This is a genomic window from Achromobacter sp. (assembly GCF_050285585.1).
In the GTDB taxonomy this organism is placed as follows: domain Bacteria; phylum Pseudomonadota; class Gammaproteobacteria; order Burkholderiales; family Burkholderiaceae_B; genus Achromobacter.
The window spans coordinates 71,663-89,927 of record NZ_JBLZXF010000011.1; the positions used below are offsets into that span (position 1 = coordinate 71,663).

At 68.1% G+C, this 18,265-nt stretch carries 15 protein-coding genes; 11 read left to right on the forward strand and 4 right to left on the reverse strand.

Going from position 1 to position 18,265, the window contains the following annotated elements; genetic code table 11:
- Positions 1-285: 285 nt before the first annotated feature.
- The 3 genes from ACN6PJ_RS16920 to ACN6PJ_RS16930 all read left to right on the forward strand — a co-directional run bounded on the left by ACN6PJ_RS16920 (position 286) and on the right by ACN6PJ_RS16930 (position 3,240).
- The gene (locus ACN6PJ_RS16920) at positions 286-840 is read left to right on the forward strand and encodes a TRAP transporter small permease (protein ID WP_427997006.1); all 555 of its coding nucleotides are present in this window, start codon (positions 286-288) and stop codon (positions 838-840) included.
- Entirely contained in the window at positions 837-2,135 is a 1,299-nt protein-coding gene (locus tag ACN6PJ_RS16925) for a TRAP transporter large permease (RefSeq protein ID WP_427997007.1), read from the forward strand. The genes ACN6PJ_RS16920 and ACN6PJ_RS16925 overlap by 4 nt, the downstream gene beginning before the upstream one ends.
- Before the next feature lie 76 nt (positions 2,136-2,211).
- Positions 2,212-3,240 carry a DctP family TRAP transporter solute-binding subunit gene (locus ACN6PJ_RS16930; protein WP_427997008.1) on the forward strand — a complete coding sequence of 343 codons (1,029 nt, stop codon included), beginning with the start codon at positions 2,212-2,214 and terminating at the stop codon, positions 3,238-3,240.
- Positions 3,241-3,399: 159 nt separating this feature from the next.
- On the opposite strand, the gene greB is transcribed toward ACN6PJ_RS16930, so the two are convergent.
- From greB to ACN6PJ_RS16945, 3 genes are all read right to left on the reverse strand, one after another.
- On the reverse strand, positions 3,400-3,951 hold the full coding sequence (gene greB / locus ACN6PJ_RS16935) for a transcription elongation factor GreB (RefSeq protein ID WP_427997009.1): 552 nt from the start codon (positions 3,949-3,951) through the stop codon (positions 3,400-3,402).
- A 71-nt stretch (positions 3,952-4,022) separates the two neighbouring features.
- Positions 4,023-4,868 carry a 3',5'-nucleoside bisphosphate phosphatase gene (locus ACN6PJ_RS16940; protein ID WP_427997010.1) on the reverse strand — a complete coding sequence of 282 codons (846 nt, stop codon included), beginning with the start codon at positions 4,866-4,868 and terminating at the stop codon, positions 4,023-4,025.
- 94 nt (positions 4,869-4,962) lie between these two features.
- A complete protein-coding gene (locus ACN6PJ_RS16945) occupies positions 4,963-5,898 on the reverse strand; it encodes an alpha/beta fold hydrolase (protein WP_427997097.1) in 936 nt (311 codons plus the stop codon).
- Between the two features lie 347 nt (positions 5,899-6,245).
- On the opposite strand from ACN6PJ_RS16945, the gene cfa reads away from it, so the two are divergent.
- Entirely contained in the window at positions 6,246-7,427 is a 1,182-nt protein-coding gene (cfa, locus tag ACN6PJ_RS16950) for a cyclopropane fatty acyl phospholipid synthase (protein ID WP_427997011.1), read from the forward strand.
- Positions 7,428-7,445: 18 nt separating this feature from the next.
- Here the strand turns inward: cfa and ACN6PJ_RS16955 are convergent, their stop codons facing one another.
- Entirely contained in the window at positions 7,446-9,092 is a 1,647-nt protein-coding gene (locus tag ACN6PJ_RS16955) for a GMC family oxidoreductase (protein WP_427997012.1), read from the reverse strand.
- A 336-nt stretch (positions 9,093-9,428) separates the two neighbouring features.
- Here ACN6PJ_RS16955 and ACN6PJ_RS16960 point away from each other — a divergent pair, with 336 nt between their 5' ends.
- The 7 genes from ACN6PJ_RS16960 to ACN6PJ_RS16990 all read left to right on the forward strand — a co-directional run bounded on the left by ACN6PJ_RS16960 (position 9,429) and on the right by ACN6PJ_RS16990 (position 18,261).
- Positions 9,429-10,316 (forward strand): LysR family transcriptional regulator, encoded by an 888-nt coding sequence (locus tag ACN6PJ_RS16960; RefSeq protein ID WP_427997013.1) that lies wholly within the window; start codon positions 9,429-9,431, stop codon positions 10,314-10,316.
- A gap of 331 nt (positions 10,317-10,647) precedes the next feature.
- Positions 10,648-13,197, forward strand: coding sequence for a nitrite reductase large subunit NirB (gene nirB, locus ACN6PJ_RS16965; protein WP_427997014.1), 2,550 nt, complete (start codon positions 10,648-10,650; stop codon positions 13,195-13,197).
- Positions 13,197-13,547 (forward strand): nitrite reductase small subunit NirD, encoded by a 351-nt coding sequence (gene nirD / locus ACN6PJ_RS16970; protein ID WP_427997015.1) that lies wholly within the window; start codon positions 13,197-13,199, stop codon positions 13,545-13,547. Before nirB ends, nirD begins: the two co-directional genes overlap by 1 nt.
- A 68-nt stretch (positions 13,548-13,615) precedes the next feature.
- A complete protein-coding gene (locus ACN6PJ_RS16975) occupies positions 13,616-14,428 on the forward strand; it encodes a formate/nitrite transporter family protein (RefSeq protein ID WP_043547710.1) in 813 nt (270 codons plus the stop codon).
- A gap of 11 nt (positions 14,429-14,439) precedes the next feature.
- The gene (locus ACN6PJ_RS16980; protein WP_427997016.1) at positions 14,440-16,188 is read left to right on the forward strand and encodes a protein kinase domain-containing protein; all 1,749 of its coding nucleotides are present in this window, start codon (positions 14,440-14,442) and stop codon (positions 16,186-16,188) included.
- A gap of 17 nt (positions 16,189-16,205) precedes the next feature.
- Entirely contained in the window at positions 16,206-16,973 is a 768-nt protein-coding gene (gene cobA / locus ACN6PJ_RS16985) for a uroporphyrinogen-III C-methyltransferase (RefSeq protein ID WP_427997017.1), read from the forward strand.
- 28 nt (positions 16,974-17,001) lie between these two features.
- Positions 17,002-18,261, forward strand: a complete 1,260-nt coding sequence (locus ACN6PJ_RS16990) for a nitrate- and nitrite sensing domain-containing protein (protein ID WP_427997018.1) — start codon at positions 17,002-17,004, stop codon at positions 18,259-18,261.
- Positions 18,262-18,265 lie beyond the last annotated feature (4 nt).

Sequence of the window (18,265 nt, forward strand, 5' to 3'; positions counted from 1 at the left end):
AATCCGTCCGGGAATCGCCTGATCCGGCCATTGTTACAAAAGAATTCCGACTCACGGAAATCCTGATGATGCACAGCACCATGCCCTGCAATTTCCTTATGGATTCTGCCCTTGCATTCCATGGCGGCCGATATTTCTCCGGATTTATGGTGCATCGCATCATGTTGCGACTATCCCGCACCGCGGGAAAACACGAACTTCCGCCCCCCCCGCGCAACGGTAGGATGCTGCGACCCCACAAATAAAAAAGCACAGCGCCTACCCGCGCGCTGGCCGTCGCCTCACATGTCCCGCCCCGAAGCCCCCGCCGAGCCCGTCGAACCGATCATTCCCGTAGAAACCGATCCCGCCGTAAAAGTGCCGCTGGCCATCGAGGACTGGCTGGCCGTGATCCTGCTGGCGACCCTGGCGGTCATTACCTTCCTGAACGTGCTGGTGCGTTACTTCACCGACCAGTCGTTCGCGTGGACGGAGGAAATCTCGGTCTTCCTGCTCATCGTCCTGACCATGGCGGGCGGCAACATGGCCTTCGTCCGCAACCACCACATCCGCATCGAGATCCTGGCCGACAACGGCTCGCCGCGCCGCCAGCGCATCATGGCGCTGATATCCAATAGCTGCGTCCTGGCGTTCTTCGTGCTGCTGACCGTCCTATCGGTCAAGCTGGTGTCGGACGAGTTCATCTATGAAGAAACCTCCCCCGCGATCGGCGTGCCGACCTGGTGGTATTCGATCTGGCTGCCGGTGATGGCCGCGGCGATCTCGCTGCGCACCCTGGGGATCATCCGCCGGATCGCGCGCGCGCCCGCCGCCGACGCGGCCCGCGGGGAACAGCCATGATCGCGGGCATCCTCTTCGCCGTTTTCGTCGTCCTGATGCTGATCGGCGTGCCGGTCGGCGTGGCGCTGGGCATCGGCGGCACGGTGGCCATCGTGCTGTCCAACCTGGACACGCCCTGGTACGGGCTCTTGACCGTGCCGCAGAACTTCTATGCGGGCCTGGCCAAGTATCCGCTGCTGGCGATCCCCATGTTCGTGCTGGTGGGCTCGATCTTCGACCGCTCGGGCGTGGCCAAGCGGCTGGTGGATTTCGCGATCGCCATCGTCGGTCGCGGCCCGGGCATGCTGCCGCTGGTGTCGATCGCCGTGGCCATGTTCCTGGGCGGGATCTCCGGTTCGGGGCCCGCATGCGCGGCGGCGGTGGGCGCGGTGATGATCGCCGCTATGTCGCGCGCGGGCTACCCCGGGTCGTTCTCGGCGGCCGTGGTGGCCGCCGGCGCCGCCACCGACATCCTGATCCCGCCGTCGGTCGCCTTCATCATCTATTCGGTGCTGGTGCCGGGCGCCTCCGTGCCCGCGCTGTTCGCGGCCGGCATGGTCCCCGGCGTCCTGGCCGGCTTCGCGCTCATCATTCCGGCGGTCTGGCTGGCCCGCAAGCACAAGATGGGCGCGCTGGAAGCGCACCTGCCGCGTCCGCCCTTCTGGGCGAGCCTGCGTGAAGCGTCCTGGGGCCTGGCCGCGCCGGTCCTGATCCTGGGCGGGATGCGCATGGGCTGGTTCACGCCCACGGAAGCCGCCGTGGTCGCGGTGTTCTACGGCCTGTTCGTGGGCATGGCGATCCACCGCACCATCAAGCTGCGCGACCTCTTCATCATCCTGCGCGAAGCTGCGGAACTGTCCGCCGTGATCATGCTGGTGGTGACGCTGGCCGGCATCTTCGCCTGGGCGCTGTCCACGCTCAGCGTGATCGACCCGATCACGCACGCCATCGTCAATTCCGGCCTGGGCGAATACGGTGTGCTGGCGCTCTTGATCCTGCTGCTGATGACCGTGGGCATGTTCCTGGACGGCATCTCCATCTTCCTGATATTCGTGCCGCTGCTCATGCCCATCGCCAACGCCTACGGCTGGGATCCGGTGTGGTTCGGCGTGATCCTCACCCTGAAGGTCGCGCTGGGGCAGTTCACCCCGCCGTTGGCCGTGAACCTGATGGTGTCGTGCCGCATCGCGCGCGTGCCGATGGAATCCACGGTGCGCTGGGTGGTGTGGCTGCTGGGCGCGATGTTCCTGGTGCTGGTCGCGGTGCTGGCCTTCCCGCAGCTGGCGCTGTGGCTGCCGCACAAGCTGGGTTATTGAATGGGCAGGACCCCGCCGGCATGACGGGTAGGCATTACACAACAACAGACAGACTTGCAAAGAGAGGAGACGCAACATGAAATTCCGCAACCTGATCGGCGCCGCCCTGTGCGCCGCGGCAGTGGTGGGCATGGCGCCCGCCCACGCGCAGAACTACAAGCCCGAGTACAAGCTGTCCATCGTCGTGGGCACCACCTTCCCGTGGGGCCAGGGCGCTGAAATCTGGTCGAACCTGGTGCGCGAGCGCACGCAAGGCCGCATCAATATCAAGGTCTACCCCGGCACCTCGCTGGTCCAGGGCGACCAGACCCGCGAGTTCACCGCCATCCGCCAGGGCGTGATCGACATGGCCGTCGGCTCCACCATCAACTGGTCGCCGCAGGTCAAGCAGCTGAACCTGTTCTCCCTGCCCTTCCTGATGCCCGACTACGCCGCCATCGACGCGCTGGTTCAGGGCGACGTGGGCAAGGAAATGTTCAAGCTCATCGAAAAGGCCGGCGTGGTGCCGCTGGCCTGGGGCGAGAACGGCTACCGCCAGCTCAGCAACTCCAAGCATGAGATCAAGAAGCCCGAGGACATGAAGGGCATGAAGCTGCGCGTGGTGGGCTCGCCGCTGTATATCGATACGTTCACCGCGCTGGGCGCCAACCCCACGCAGATGAGCTGGGCCGACGCGCAGCCCGCGCTGGCCAGCGGCGCCGTGGACGGCCAGGAAAACCCCCTGTCCATCTACACCGGCTCCAAGCTCTACACGGTGGGCCAGAAGTACCTGACCCTGTGGAACTACGTGGCCGACCCGCTGGTCTTCGTGGTCAACCGCGAGGTCTGGAATTCCTGGTCCGAGAAAGACCGCGATATCGTGCGCCAGGCTGCGCTGGACGCCGGCAAGCAGCAGATCGTGATCGCGCGCAAGGGCGTGACGCCCGAGGATCCGTCGCTGCTGAAGGAAATCGAAGGCCACGGCGTCACGGTGACCTCGCTGTCGCAGGCCGACCACGACGCCTTCGTGAAAGTCACCAAGCCCGTCTACGAGAAGTGGAAGAAGCAGATCGGCGAAGATCTGGTGAACCTGGCCGAAAAGTCGATCGCCAACCGCAAGAAGTAAGCCCGCAAGAACACTGCAAGCCCCAGGGGAAACGGCGGCGCAAGCCGCCAACCGAGGCAGGGACGCCAGATCCCGCCCGCCAACGGGCGCCGGCCACAAGCCGGCGCCCGTAATTTTTGGGGAGCGCGGTGCGGCGGCGTCCCCGGACGCCGGCCTGCCCTACTCCGGGTAGCTGACTTCGAGAATATCCAGTTCCTCGACCCCGCCCGGGGTACGCAGCACCACGGTATCGCCCTCCCTCGCCTTGATCAGGGCGCGGGCCACCGGGGAGATCCAGCTGATCTTGCCCGCCAGGGGCTCGGCCTCGTCGACGCCGACGATGGTCACGCTGTGCTCCTCGCCGGCCTTGTCGGAATACCGCACCGTGGCGCCGAAGAACACCTGGTCGCGGTTGGGCTGGGCGGCGGGGTCCACGACCTCCGCGATGTCGAGCCGCCTGGTCAGGAAACGCATGCGGCGGTCGATCTCGCGCAGGCGCTTCTTGCCGTAGAGATAATCGCCGTTCTCGGAGCGGTCTCCGTTGGACGCCGCCCAGGACACCACCTGCACGACGGAGGGGCGCTCCACGTTCATCAGGTGCGCGAGCTCGCCGCGCAGGCGTTCGTAGCCGCCGGGCGTCATGTAGTTCTTCGTGCCCGCCGGGAGCGCCTGGGCTTGCGGCAGATCGTCGTCGTCCTCGTGGTCGGACTCTTTAACAAATGCTTTGTTCATGGCGATGGCGCCGGTGGGGCGCGGTCACAGTCGATAGTTTGCAGGGCCGGGCGGCGCGGCGGCCGCCCGCGTCAGAACCAGTCGTGCCAGACCGGTTTCAGGTCGGACGGCAGCGCCGGCAGGCGGCCCAGGTCCATCCGGCTTTCCTTGGGGCTATGGAAGTCCGAACCGCGCGACGCCAGGAAACCGTAGCGGCGCGCCACGTCCGCGTACTGGCGGGCTTCCTCGACGGTATGGCTGCCCGTGGTGACCTCGATGCCCACGCCCCCGAGCTGCAGGAATTCATCGAACAGCGCGGCGAACTGCAAGGGCGTGTACTTGTAGCGGCCGGGGTGTGCGATGACGGCCTGGCCGCCCGCGCCGCGTATCCAGCCCACCGCCTCGGCCAGGGTGGCCCACTGCATGGGCACGTGGCCGGGGCGGTCGTCGCCCAGATGCTTGTTGAATACGGTCTGCACGTCCGGGCAGTAGCCGGCTTCGACCAGATAGCGCGCAAAATGCGTGCGGCTGATCAGTTCGGGGTTGCCGGCGAACGGCAGCGCGCCTTCATAGGCGCCCGGCATGCCCATTTCGGCCAGGCGCTCGCCGATGCGCTTGGCGCGCTCGGCGCGGCCGGCGCGGGTCTTGCGCAGGCCTTCGACCAGCCCGGTGTTTTCGGGATCGAACCGCAGCCCGACGATATGCACCGTCAGACCGGCCCACGTCACCGAGATCTCGACGCCAGTGGCGAACTCCATGCCCAGCTCGCGCGCCGCGCAGGCGGCTTCCACCAGGCCGCCCACTTCGTCGTGGTCGGTCAGCGCCCAGACGTCCACGCCGTTGGCGTGCGCGCGCCGCGCCACGTCGCGGGGCGCGAGCGCGCCGTCCGAAACCGTGGAATGGCAATGCAGGTCGATGTTCAGGGTGCGCGTATTCATGGGGCTATTGTAGGGAAGGCCCGCCAGCGTGGATAGCGCCCCGTCCGTCCCTGGTTTGGCAGGACCGGCGGGGCGCCTTTCCGCGCGGGTATCCCTAGGCCAGCAGGAAGGCCGCCACCGGCCCCACCTGCTCGTCGGCGATCAGCGTAGGGGCATGGCCCACGCCCCGCACCTCGTGCGCCTGCGCGCGCGGGTTGCGCTTGAGCATCTCGTCGACGGTAGCGCGCGTCAGCAGGTCCGATTGCTCGCCGCGCACGATCAGCACCGGGCAGTCCAGCGTGTCATAGGAACGCCATAGGATCTGCTCGCCCGCGGCCAGTTCCTCGGGGGTCTGCGCGGCCAAGGCCTGTGACAGCGCCAGGTCGTAGTGCTTCACCCATTTGCCGCCGTGCTCGGGATACAGGTAGCGCGCCAGATCGGCCCATTGCGCGTCCGTGTGCGGCCCGAAGGTCGCCGAATTGGCGCGCATGGTGGCAACGGCTTCCTCGAACGAGGCAAACTCGCCGGGCTCGCCCACGTACTGGCCAATGCGCGCCAATGCGCCCGTCTCCAGCCGGGGGCCGACGTCGTTGAGCACCAGCCTGTCCAGGCGCACGCCCTCGCCGGGCGGCAGCATGCCCGCGTGCGGGCGCATGGCCAGCATCGCCTGGGCAAACACCGCCGCGCCAGACAGCGCCAGGCCGATCAGCCCTCCCATGGACGTGCCCAGCCAGGCAAGCCTCGCCGGCCGCAGCCGGGCGATCAGGGTGACCATGTCGGACACATATTGCGGCACCGTGTAGAACGCGGGATTGGCCAGCCAGTCCGAGCGGCCCCGGCCCACCACGTCGGGGCAGACCACGCGGTAACGGCCCGCCACGCGGCGGGCCAGCGTGTCGAAATCCCGGCCGCTGCGGGTCAGGCCGTGCACGCAGACCAGCACCTGATCGTTGGCGGGATCGCCCCATTCCCAGTAGGCCATGCGATGCAGGCCGGCCGGGCTGGCGCACGTGACGAATTCCAAACGGGGTTCCAGGCTGGCGTCCACTATCGATACACTCCACAAGTCCGCACCCGCCGATACGGCGGCATGCCAGGCCGGTATCTTATAGGACGTAGGGGACGCCGAACGGGCCCGGTAGTGTAATCGCGGCAGGCTTGCGCGCGCATGACAGCCGGACGGGCGGCCGCCCCGTGCGCTCGACCCTGGACTATCGGCCCGGTCGTCGCTACGATCATCCCATCCGGATCGATGCCCGCCACGCGGCGGCCAGCGGAATTGCGGTTGCCTATCGGCGCGATCCAATCATTAAATTGGAGTTGCCCGCCATTTGGCGCCACAGTTTGCACTCTCGAGCATTGCCAGATCAGTCTTCCCAAAATTGATATGGAGTCCGTATGCAGCAAAGCAGTCCCGCCTCCCCGCTGACCTCCGGCGATCCCGCCGTCAGCTCCCCTCCCCCCCAAGCCCCCAAAGTGCTGCAAGACGTCCTGGCCCGCGCCGACGTCCAGATCAACGGCACGCGCCCCTGGGACATCCAGGTGCACGACAAGCACATGTACGACCGGGTCTTTGCAAGCTGGTCGCTGGGCCTGGGCGAGTCCTATATGGACGGCGAGTGGGATTGCGATCAGCTGGACGAGCTATTCACGCGGCTGCTGCGCGCCGACGTGGGATCGGCGGCGCTGGGCCTGGCCCGCGTCAAGCTGATTGCCGAACACCTGCGCCACAAGCTCTTCAACCTGCAATCCAAGAACCGCGCCTTCGAGGTCGGGAAACAGCACTACGACGCCGGCAACGACGTGTTCGAAGCCATGCTGGACAGCCGCATGATCTATTCCTGCGCCTACTGGGAACACGCCCAGACGCTGGAGGAAGCGCAACTGGCCAAGCTGGACATGATCTGCCGCAAGCTGCAGCTCAAGCAGGGCGAGACCCTGCTCGACATCGGCTGCGGCTGGGGCGGACTGGCCAAGTTCGCGGCCGAGCGCTATGGCGTCAAGGTCACCGGCGTGACCGTCTCCAAGGAACAGCTGGCGCTGGCCCAGGAACGCGTGAAGGGCCTGCCCGTGGAACTGCTGCTGCAGGACTACCGGGACCTGCAAGGCAGTTTCGACAAGGTGGTGTCGGTCGGCATGTTCGAACACGTCGGCCCCAAGAATTACGACACCTACTTCACCCACGTGCAGCGGCTGATGGCCCCGGACGGCGCATTCCTGCTGCATACCATCGGCATCGCGTCCACCAGCCAGAGCACCGATCCCTGGATCGACCGCTACGTCTTCCCGAACGGCAAGCTGCCGTCCGCCCGCGAAATCGCGACGGCGGTCGAAGGCCGCTTCATCATCGAGGACTGGCACAACTTCGGCGCCGACTACGACCGCACGCTGATGGCGTGGTGGGAGAATTTCGAACGCGCCTGGCCCGAGCTGGAATCGCGCTACGGCACCCGCTTCTACCGCATGTGGAAATACTATCTGATGTGCTGCGCGGGCTTCTTCCGCTCGCGCGAGGGCCAGCTCTGGCAAGTGATGCTGACCCATCCGCAACGCGCGGACATGTACCGTTCGCTGCGCTGAAGGCGACGTAGCCGGGCGTCAGACGCTGGCTACGTCCGCACTGACAGCGGCTCTGGGCCGCACGGCATCTTCGCGGATCATGTCCGCGGCGCGCTCCGCGATCATGATCGTCGGCGAATTGGTGTTGCCCGACGTGATCAGCGGCATCACCGAAGCATCGGCGATGCGCAGGCCCTCCAGCCCGTGCACGCGCAGGCGCGCGTCCACCACCGCGCCGCCGTCCGCGTCGCGGCCCATGGCGCAGGTGCCCACCGGGTGGAAGATCGTCGTGCCGATCTTGCCGGCGGCCACCCTCAGCTGAGCCTCGGTCTGGAAGTCCGGCCCCGGCAGCCACTCCTGGGGCCGGTAGCGCTGCAGCGCGGGCGCCGCGGCGATGCGGCGGACCAGGCGGATGGAGTCCGCAGCCACGCGCAGGTCTTCCTCGGTGCTCAGATAGTTGGGCGCGATGACGGGCCCCTTGCCCGCGCCCAGCGGCCCTTGCGCGTGCACGCTGCCGCGCGAGGTCGGGCGCAGGTTGCACACGCTGGCGGTAAAGGCGTCGAACCCGTGCAGCGGTTCGCCGAAAGCGCCCAGCGACAGGGGCTGGACGTGGAATTCCACATTGGCCCGCTCCTGGCCGGGATCGGACTTGGCGAAGGCGCCCAGCTGCGACGGCGCCATGCTCATCGGGCCACTGCGGCTGATCAGGTATTCCAGGCCTATGCCGGCCTTGCCCCACCACGTGGAAGCGATGCGGTTGAGCGTCTTCACGCCGCTCACCTTGAGAATGACCCGCAGCTGCAGATGGTCCTGCAGGTTCTCGCCCACGCCGGGCAAGGCGTGGCGCAGCGCGATGCCGCTTTCGCGCAGTCGCGCCGGTTCGCCCACGCCGGATAGCTCCAGCAGCTGCGGCGTGTTGACCGCGCCCGCGGCCAGCACCACTTCACGGCGCGCGCGCACCGTGGCGACCGCCCCCGCGCGGCGCAGTCGCACCCCGACGCAGCGCTTGCCCTCGAAGAGCAGCTGCTCGGCCGTCACGCCGGTTTCCACGCGCAGATTGGGGCGCTTGCGCACGGGGCGCAGAAAGGCCTTGGAGGTATTCCAGCGCCAGCCGCTGCGCTGGTTTACTTCGAAATAGCCGCTGCCGAAATTGTCGCCGCGGTTGAAATCCTGCACCCGGGGAATGCCTTCCTGTTCCGCCGCGGCGGCGAAGGCCTCCAGGATGTCCCAGCGCAGGCGCTGCGGCTCCACGCGCCATTCGCCGCCCGCGCCGTGGTATTCGTCGGCGCCGCGGTGGTAATCCTCGCTGCGCTTGAAGACCGGCAGCACCTGTTCCCAGCCCCAGGCCGGATCGCCCGACAGCGCCGCCCAGTTCTCGTAGTCCTGGCGCTGGCCGCGCATGTAGATCATGCCGTTGATCGACGAACAGCCGCCCAGCACGCGGCCGCGAGGGTAGATCAGCGAACGTCCCCCCAGCCCGGGCTCTTCGGCGGTGCGGTACATCCAGTCCGTGCGCGGATTGCCGATGCAGTGCAGATAGCCCACCGGGATATGGATCCAGTGGTAGTTATCGCGGCCGCCGGCCTCCAGCAACAGCACCTGCACGGCCGGGTCCTGGCTCAGCCGGTTGGCCAGCACGCAGCCAGCCGAGCCCGCGCCCACGATGATGTAGTCGTATGTCTCCATAAGCTCTTCTTATCTGCTTGCCGGGGCAGTGCGCCGCAGGCGGGTGAGCCGACCCGGTTGCGGCGGATGGGCGCGCGCCGGGCATCTGCCATGACTCTGGCGCAGCCTATCGAAACTGTCCAATGAATTGTTGAAAAACAGTTTATAAGCAACTTTAATAATGCAAGATGCTCTCTGGCTGCGTAAGCGGTCAGCCGGCGCCGTCTGGCCGCCCAGGCCAACGTCATCGACACCGTTTTGATGGGTTGCGCGCTCGGCACCGGCGTTCTCGCCCTCCCGATCTCGCGCTACCCGCATCCTACAGGCCTTGCCCATGCTGATTTTCCGGAAAAGCCCATGGACCTGAAGCACATCCGCACCTTCGCCGCCGTGGCCCGGGAAGGCAATCTCACGCGCGCGGCCGAGCATCTTCATCTGACCCAGCCCGCGCTGAGCCTGCAGCTGAAGAACTTCCAGGAATCGCTGGACCTGGCGCTGTTCTCGCGCACCGCGCAGGGGCTGGCGCCCAATGCCGACGGCCGCGCCCTGCTGCCGGCGGCGCAGCGGATCCTAGACGCGCTGGACGATTTTCAACGCGCCATCGGCGCCCTGCGCGACACGGTCCAGGGCGAGTTGCGCATCGGCACCATCCTCGATCCGGAATTCCTGCGGCTTGGCGCCACCCTGCAATACATGGTGGAGCATTACCCGAAAATCCGGCCCACCCTGCGCCACGGCATGTCGGGATCGGTGGGGCGGCAAGTGCGTTCGGGCGAACTGGACGTGGGCTTTTTCCTGGGACCGCCCGGCACCGCCGACGGCCCGGCCGGGCTGGAGGCGCTGCCGCTGGCCTCGTTCGCCTACTGTGTCGTGGCCCCCAAGGGCTGGGGCGCCCAGGTGGCCGGGCACGGCTGGGCCGGGATCGCCGCGCTGCCGTGGATCTGGACACCGCCGGATTCCGTGCACCACCGCCTGTTGTCCGCCCGCTTCGACGCCCTGGGCATCGTCCCCAACGCGGTGGCCGAGGTGGACCAGGAATCGTCGATGCTGGACCTCGTGCGCTCGGGCGTCGGCCTGTCGCTGGCGCGCGACTCCATCGCCCTGCGCGAATCGCAGGCCAACGGCCTGCTGCTGGTGAAAGGCCTGTCCATCCAGGCGGAACTGTCCTTCATCACCCAGGCCGGGCGCCGCGACGATCCGCTCGTGGCGGCCGCCTTCTCCGCCGTGCGCGCCGCGTTCGGCTGAGGTCCGCGCCGCGCCGGTTTGCTGCGCTGCGCCAAAGGAGTGCAGCGCGCACAGGACTATGCACCGGCTTGACGCAGCGGCCCGTCCGGCCGCCGGCGCCGGGCCGCCCGGCGAGGTCCGCATTTCCTCCCTTTCTCCCCCGCTTGCCCAGGCGCCGCGGCGTTTCCCGGCCCTCGGCGGGATTCCTGGCACGGACTTTGCTTGATGTCTGGCATGCGGGCCGCGAGGCCGGCAAGACAATTTGAGCGATACCGGCAAAGGCGCCCCGACCCCAAGGTCCAGGGCGCCTTTCGTCTTCCGAAACCTGAATAGCCAAGCCCGGGGATATCCCATGAACGTATCGGCCGCATCCGATTCCCTGCAAACCCTCGTCGTCGTCGGCAACGGCATGGTGGGCCACCATTGCGTCGAGCAACTGGTCGCGCTCGGCGCGCTGGAGCGCTATCGCATCCACGTGTATGGCGAGGAAAGCCGCCGCGCCTATGACCGGGTGCATCTGTCCGAATACCTGAACGGGCGGGACGCCGGCTCGATGGCGCTGGGCGACGCCGGGCTCTACGAGCGCGAGGGCGTGGTCCTGCACCTGGGCACCGCGGTCCTGGAGATAGACCGTCGCCATCGCGAGATCGTGACCGCCCAGGGCCGCCAGGCCTATGACAAGCTCGTCCTGGCCACGGGCTCCTATCCCTTCGTGCCGCCGATCGCGGGCGCCGAGGGCGCGTCCCGCCTGGTGTACCGCACGCTCGATGACCTGGACCAGATCCGCGCGGCCGCCCACGGCGCGCGGCGCGGGGTGGTCGTCGGCGGCGGCCTGCTGGGCCTGGAGGCGGCCAACGCGCTGAAGTCGCTGGATCTGGAGGCCCACGTGGTGGAATTCGCGCCGCGCCTGATGCCGGTGCAGCTGGACGAGCAAGGCGGGGCCGCGCTGCGCGCGCGCATTGAATCGCTGGGCGTGGGCGTGCACCTGTCGCGCGCGACGCAGGATATCCGGCCCGGCACGCAGTACCGCTACCGCATGCGCTTCGCCGAGGGCGCGCCGCTGGAAACCGACCTGATCGTGTTCTCCGCCGGCATCCGGCCGCAGACCTGGCTGGCGCGCAAGGCCGGATTGACGGTGGCCGAACGCGGCGGCGTGGTGATCGACGACTTCTGCCGCAGCAGCGACGAGAACATCTACGCCATCGGCGAGTGCGCGGCATGGAACGGCAGTGTCTTCGGCCTGGTGGCGCCCGGCTACCAGATGGCGCGCATCGCCGCGGCCGCGCTTTGCGGGGAATCGCCGCAGCCCTTCGCCGGCGCCGATATGTCCACCAAGCTCAAGCTGCTGGGCGTCGACGTCGGTTCGATCGGAGACGCCCATGGCGCGACGCCCGGCGCGCGCAGCTACCGCTACATCGACGAAGCCGGCGCCGGCTACCGCCGCCTGGTGGTGTCGGCCGACGGCAAGCGCGTGCTGGGCGCCGTGCTCGTCGGCGACAACAGCTATTACGACACGCTGCTGCAATACGTGCAGAACGGCATCGCGCCGCCGGCCGACCCGGCCAGCCTGATTCTGCCCCTGGGGCGGGCCGCCCCGCTGCTGGGCGTGGATGCGTTGCCCGCCTCGGCCACCGTGTGCTCGTGCCATAACGTGAGCAAGGGCGCCATCTGCGACGCCATCGACGGAGGCTGCGCGGACCTGGGCGCGGTCAAGGGCTGCACCAAGGCGGCCTCGGGCTGCGGCGGCTGCGCCAGCCTGCTCAAGCAGGTGGTGGAGCATGAGCTGGCCGCGCGCGGCGTCGCCGTGGACAAGAGCCTGTGCGAGCATTTCGCCTACACGCGCCAGGAGCTCTACGCCATCGTGCGCGTGGGCGGCATCGAAACCTTCGAGCAACTGCTGTCCAGCCATGGGCGCGGCGAGCTGGGCTGCGACATCTGCAAGCCCGCGGTCGGCTCCATCCTCGCGTCCTGCTGGAACCGTCCGATCCAGGATCCCGGCCTGGTGCCGCTGCAGGACACCAACGACACCTTCATGGCCAATATGCAGAAGAACGGCACCTACTCGGTGGTGCCGCGCATCCCGGCCGGCGAGATTACGCCCGACGGGCTGATCGCCATCGGCGCCGTCGCGAAGAAGTATGGGCTGTACACGAAGATCACCGGCGGCCAGCGCATCGACCTGTTCGGCGCCCAGCTGCACGAGCTGCCCGACATCTGGAGCGAGCTGATCGCCGCGGGCTTCGAGACCGGCCACGCCTACGGCAAGTCCACGCGCACGGTGAAGTCCTGCGTGGGCAGCACCTGGTGCCGCTACGGCGTGCAGGACAGCGTGCGCATGGCGCTGGACATCGAGCACCGCTACAAGGGCCTGCGCTCGCCGCATAAGCTGAAGTTCGCCGTCTCGGGCTGCACGCGCGAATGCGCCGAGGCGCAGAGCAAGGACATCGGCGTGATCGCCACCGAGAAGGGCTGGAACCTCTACGTCTGCGGCAATGGCGGCATGCGCCCGCGCCACGCCGAACTCTTCGCCACCGACCTGGACGACGCCGCGCTGATCCGCGTCATCGACCGCCTGCTGATGTTCTACATCCGCACCGCGGACAAGCTGCAGCGCACATCGGTATGGCGCGAGTCGCTGGAAGGCGGGCTGGACTACCTGAAGCAGGTGGTGCTGGAGGACAGCCTGGGCCTGTGCGCCGAGCTCGAAGCCCAGATGCAGCTGGTGGTGGATCGCTACGAATGCGAATGGGCCAATGCCCTGAACGACCCGGAAAAGCTCAAGCGCTTCCGCACCTTCGTCAACGACAGCCGCCCGGACCCCGACATCCAGTTCGTGCAGGAACGCGGCCAGCCCCGCCCCGCTCCCGCGCGCGTCATTCCCATCGCAGAGGAGATCGCCTGATGGACGTCCATGCCCATGAACCGCAGCCCTGGCGGCCCGTCTGCCGCCGCCAGGACCTCGTGCCCAATTCCGGCGTAGTCGCGCTGGTCGAGGGTGTGCAGATCGCGCTGTTCTACGTGCCGCGCGGCGCGGACGGCGAGGTGTACGCCATCGAGAACCGCGATCCGCGCTCCGGCGCCAACGTCATCGGCCGCGGCATCGTCGGCCACCTGGCGGGGGAGCTCGTGGTTGCCTCGCCTCTCTACAAGCAGCACTTCCGCCTGGTGGACGGCAGCTGCGTGCAGTACCCCGACCAGCGGCTGCGCGCATGGCGCGCGCGGCTGAACGCCGACGCGGTGGAAATCCGCTGACGCCCCGGGGCCCGTTGACCCTGGCATTGCCCCGCAGTACCCGACCCCCATAGAAACAGGAAGCCATCATGTCCTATATCGTCCCTGCCGAATTCGTCACCAAGATGGTGGATGCCGGCGAATCCAAGATCTACATGGCCACCCGCGACGCGCTCATCCGCGCCTACATGGCCGGCGCCATCCTGGCGCTTTCCGCCGTATTCGCCGTCACCGTCTCCGTGCAGACGGGCTCGCCCATCCTGGGCGCGGCACTGTTCCCGGTGGGGTTCTGCATCCTCTACCTGATGGGTTTCGACCTGCTGACGGGCGTGTTCGTCCTGACTCCGCTGGCCCTCATGGACCGCCGTCCGGGCGTCACGCTCAAGGCCGTGGTCCGGCACTGGGGCGTGATCTTCGCCGGCAATTTCCTGGGCGCGCTGACCGTGGCCTTCCTGATGGCCATCGTCTTCACCTATGGCTTCTCCACGCCGCCCAGCAAGGTCGGCGAAGTCATCTCGCACATCGGCGAGAACCGCACGCTGGGCTACAAGGAATACGGCGCGGGCGGCATGCTGACCATTTTCGTGCGCGGCGTGCTGTGCAACTGGATGGTGTCGCTGGGCGTGGTTGGCGCCATGATCTCCACCACCGTCAGCGGCAAGGTCATCGCCATGTGGATGCCGATCATGCTGTTCTTCGCGATGGGCTTCGAGCACTCCGTCGTGAACATGTTCCTGTTCCCTTCGGCCCTGATCCTGGGCGGCAACTTCTCGATCATGGACTACATGGTCTGGAACGAGATCCCGGTGGTGCTGGGCAATCTGATCGGCGGGCTGTCGCTCACGGGCCTGACGCTCTACACCACGCACATGAAGACCGCTCCCAAGCGCAGCTTCAACTGAGATCGCCGGCCATGGATCGCCACGCGCCCCGCGAACGCGCCGCCTCGCTGAAAATCGCGGCGGGGCAGCACAGCGAACCGGGCAGGAAGTCCGTGAACCAGGACTTCCACGGCCTGTGCCTGCCCGGCGAACCTCTGCTGGGCACCAAGGGCATCGCGGTTGCGCTGGCCGACGGCATAAGCAGCAGCAAGGTCAGCCGCAACGCCAGCGAAACCGCGGTCGCCAGCTTCCTGGAAGACTACTACTGCACGCCGGAAACCTGGTCGGTGAAGAAATCGGCGCAAAAGGTGCTGGGCGCGGCCAACGCCTGGCTGCATGCCCAGACCCGCCACCGCCACGATCCGGACCGCGACCACGGGTACGTCTGCGCGATGACGGTCATGGTGCTGAAGTCCGCTACGGCCCACATCCTGCACGTGGGCGACGCCCGCCTCTACCGCCTGCGCAACGGCGCGCTCGAACAGCTCACCGATGACCACCGCGTCTGGATCGCGCGCGACAAAAGCTGCCTGAGCCGGGCGCTGGGGCTGGCGTCCCAGCTGGAGATCGATTACCACTCCCAACCGCTGGAACTGGGCGACGTCTTCTTATTGGCCACTGACGGGGTCTACGAGCACGTGGGCGCGGAAGACATGGCCGCCGCCGTCGCGGCGCACGCCGACTGCCTCGACGAGGCCGCCCGCAAGCTGGCCGCATTGGCCTACGCACGCGGCAGCGAGGACAACCTCACTGTACAGATCGTTCGCATCGACGCCCTGCCCGCCCGCCAGGCCAGCGAGCTGGGCGACTACAGCCGCGACCTGCCCTGCCCGCCGCTATTGGCGCCCGGCCAGGCGTTCGAGGGCTTCCTCATCCTGGATGAATTGCGCGCCAGCAGCCGCAGCCACGTCTACCTGGCGCGCGATCAGGCCAGCGGCGCGCATGCCGTCATCAAGATTCCCTCGCTGGACCTGCGCCACGATCCCGCCTACCTGGAACGGCTGCTGACCGAGGAATGGATCGCCCGACGCATCGACAGCCGCCACGTGGTGCGCGCCTGGCTTGGCAAGCGGCCCCGCCGCTATCTGTACACTGCCAGCGAGTACATCGAAGGCCGCACGCTGACGCAGTGGATGGCCGCCAATCCCCGGCCCGCCCTGGAATCCGCCATCCAGATCATCGAGCAGATCGCCCGCGGGCTCCAGGCCCTGCATCGGCTCGAACTCGTGCACCAGGACCTGCGGCCGGACAATGTCCTCATCACGCCGGACGGCACGGCGAAGATCATCGACCTGGGCTCCGTCAAGGTCGCCGGCATGGAGGAGTTGTCGCAGGCGGGCGGGCACGCGTCCGCCGTGCTGGGCACGGCCCAGTATGCCGCCCCCGAATACTTCCTGGGCGAGGCGGGCACGGCGCGGTCCGATCTTTATTCCCTGGCGGCGATGCTCTACCAGATGCTCTCGGGCCGCCTGCCCTACGGGCCCGGCGTGGCGCGGGCCCGCAGCCGCGCCGCGCAACTGCGCCTCGCCTATGTATCGGTGCTGGACCGCGACCGCGAAATTCCCGCCTGGATCGATGGCGTGCTCAGCCGCGCGCTGCATCCCGACCCGCGCTCGCGCACCGCCGAACTTTCCGAATTCACCCACGCGCTGCGCCATCCCGGCGGCGACGCCCGGCACGGCGAACGCCTGCCGCTGCTGGAACGCAATCCGCTGGCCTTCTGGAAGGGCCTGAGCCTGGCGCTCGCCATCGCTCTCGCCCTGGTTTCCTTCCACTCATGAACGCAAGGACGCTCACCATGAATCCTGCCGTCTGGCTGATCGGCGCGGGCCCCGGGGATCCGGAGCTGCTGACGCTCAAAGCGGTCAAGGCCCTGGGCCGGGCCGACGTGGTCCTGGTCGACGACCTGGTCGATCCGCGGATCCTCCAGTACTGCCCGCGCGCGCGCATCGTGCGCGTGGGCAAGCGCGGCGGCTGCCGCTCCACCCCGCAGGCGTTCATCCAGCGCCTGATGCTGCGCTACGCCCGGCAAGGCCTGCGCGTGGCCCGCCTGAAGGGCGGCGACCCCTGCATTTTCGGACGGGGCGGCGAAGAGGCCCGCTGGCTGGACGAGCGCGGCGTGTCCTGCGAAGTGATCAATGGCATCACCGCCGGCCTGGCGGCGGCGACCGCTGTCGGCATCCCGCTGACGCACCGCGGCCTGGCGACGGGCGTTACACTCGTCACCGCCCACACCCAGGACGGCGGCATGCCCGACTGGTCCGCGCTGGCGCGCGGCGGCACGACGCTGGTGGTCTACATGGGAGTCGCCAGGCTGCAGGACATGCGCGCCGAGCTGCTGGCGGCGGGCATGGATGCCGGCACCCCGGTCGCGATGATCGAAAACGCCAGCCTGCCCGGGCAACGCGATTGCGCCTCCACGGTCGCGGCCATGGCCCGCGACGCGGACGCGTTCCGCCTGCGCAGCCCCGCGGTGCTGGTCATCGGTCAGGTCGCCGCCTGCCGGATGTTCGCCGCTCCCGAAGTCCCCGCCTTTCCCGAACACGATTTGCGCCGCAGCGCCTGAACCTGATCCGACCGAGACCGGAGCCCTTATGGCCGAACGCCACATGCCGCCGCCGCTGCGCTTTCTCCTCGCCGCCCGCCGCAGCGAACTCCATGGCCTGGAAGCGCTGGCGCGCAGCTGCGAGCTGGCCGTGCGCATCGGCGCGCTGGCGCACGCGCTGCAAAAGGAACGCGGCTATTCCAACCTGTGCCTGTGCGGCGCCGATGTCCGCCCGCGGCCGGAACTGGCCGGTCTGAGCCGGCAGGCGGAGGCCGTCGAATCCGAAGTCCGCCAATTGCTGGACGGACTGGCGGCCGATCCCGCGCCGGGCAACGTGCGCGCCCGGCTGCTCAACGCCATCGCCTATTCCCTGTTCAGGCTGGACGAGCTGACCGGCCTGCGGCAACGGATCCGCGACCGGCGCGTGGAGGCCGAGGATGCCGATGCCGGCTTCACGCGGGCCATCGGCAGCCTGCTGTCCATCGTCTTCGAAACCGCGGACGCCGCGCTGGATCCCGGCGTCACCCGCAATCTGGTGGCGCTGCTGAATTTCATGCAAGGCAAGGAGCTGAGCGGCCAGGAGCGCGCCTGCGGCGTCATGGGCTACACGGCCGGCCACTTCACCGAGGCGCAAAAGGCGCGCATGCTGGGCCTCGCCGCCAGCCAGGAACGCAGCTTCGGCATCTACGCGCAATATGCGGATCCCGCCGCCATGCAATGCTGGGCGCGGATCCAGCAGCAGGGGCAGGAGCTGCGGCGCATGCGCGACGTGGCGCAACGGACCTCCGCGGCGCAAGCCGTGGACGCAAGCCTGGCGGAGGTATGGTTCGATCTCTACACGGCGCGCATCGACGCCATGCGCGAGCTAGAGAGCCAGCTCGCCGAGGCGCTGGCCCGGCGCTGCGCGCAGCGGATCGCCGATACCCGCCAGGAGCTGGACGACCGCCGCCTGCTGCTGAGCCGCTATGCCGACCATGCCAGCGGCCGCGCGCCCAGCATGGTGTACGGCGTGCAGGGCCGCGTGGTGGACCTGCCGCCGCCGGACGGCGTGGGCGCAGCGCTGGAACGCTCCATCCTCGACATGATGCGCGAACAGACGCTGCGCATGCAGCAGGCCGACGACGCCCTGGCCGCCGCGCGCGGCGCGCTGGACGAGACAAAACGCATCGACCGCGCCAAGCTGCTCCTGATCGGCCGCTACGGCCTGACCGAACAGGCCGCGCACGAACGCCTGCGGCGCGCCGCCATGGACGGCGGGCTGTCCCTGGCGCAAGTGGCGCGGCAGATCGTCGAGCAAGGCGGCGATTGACTCC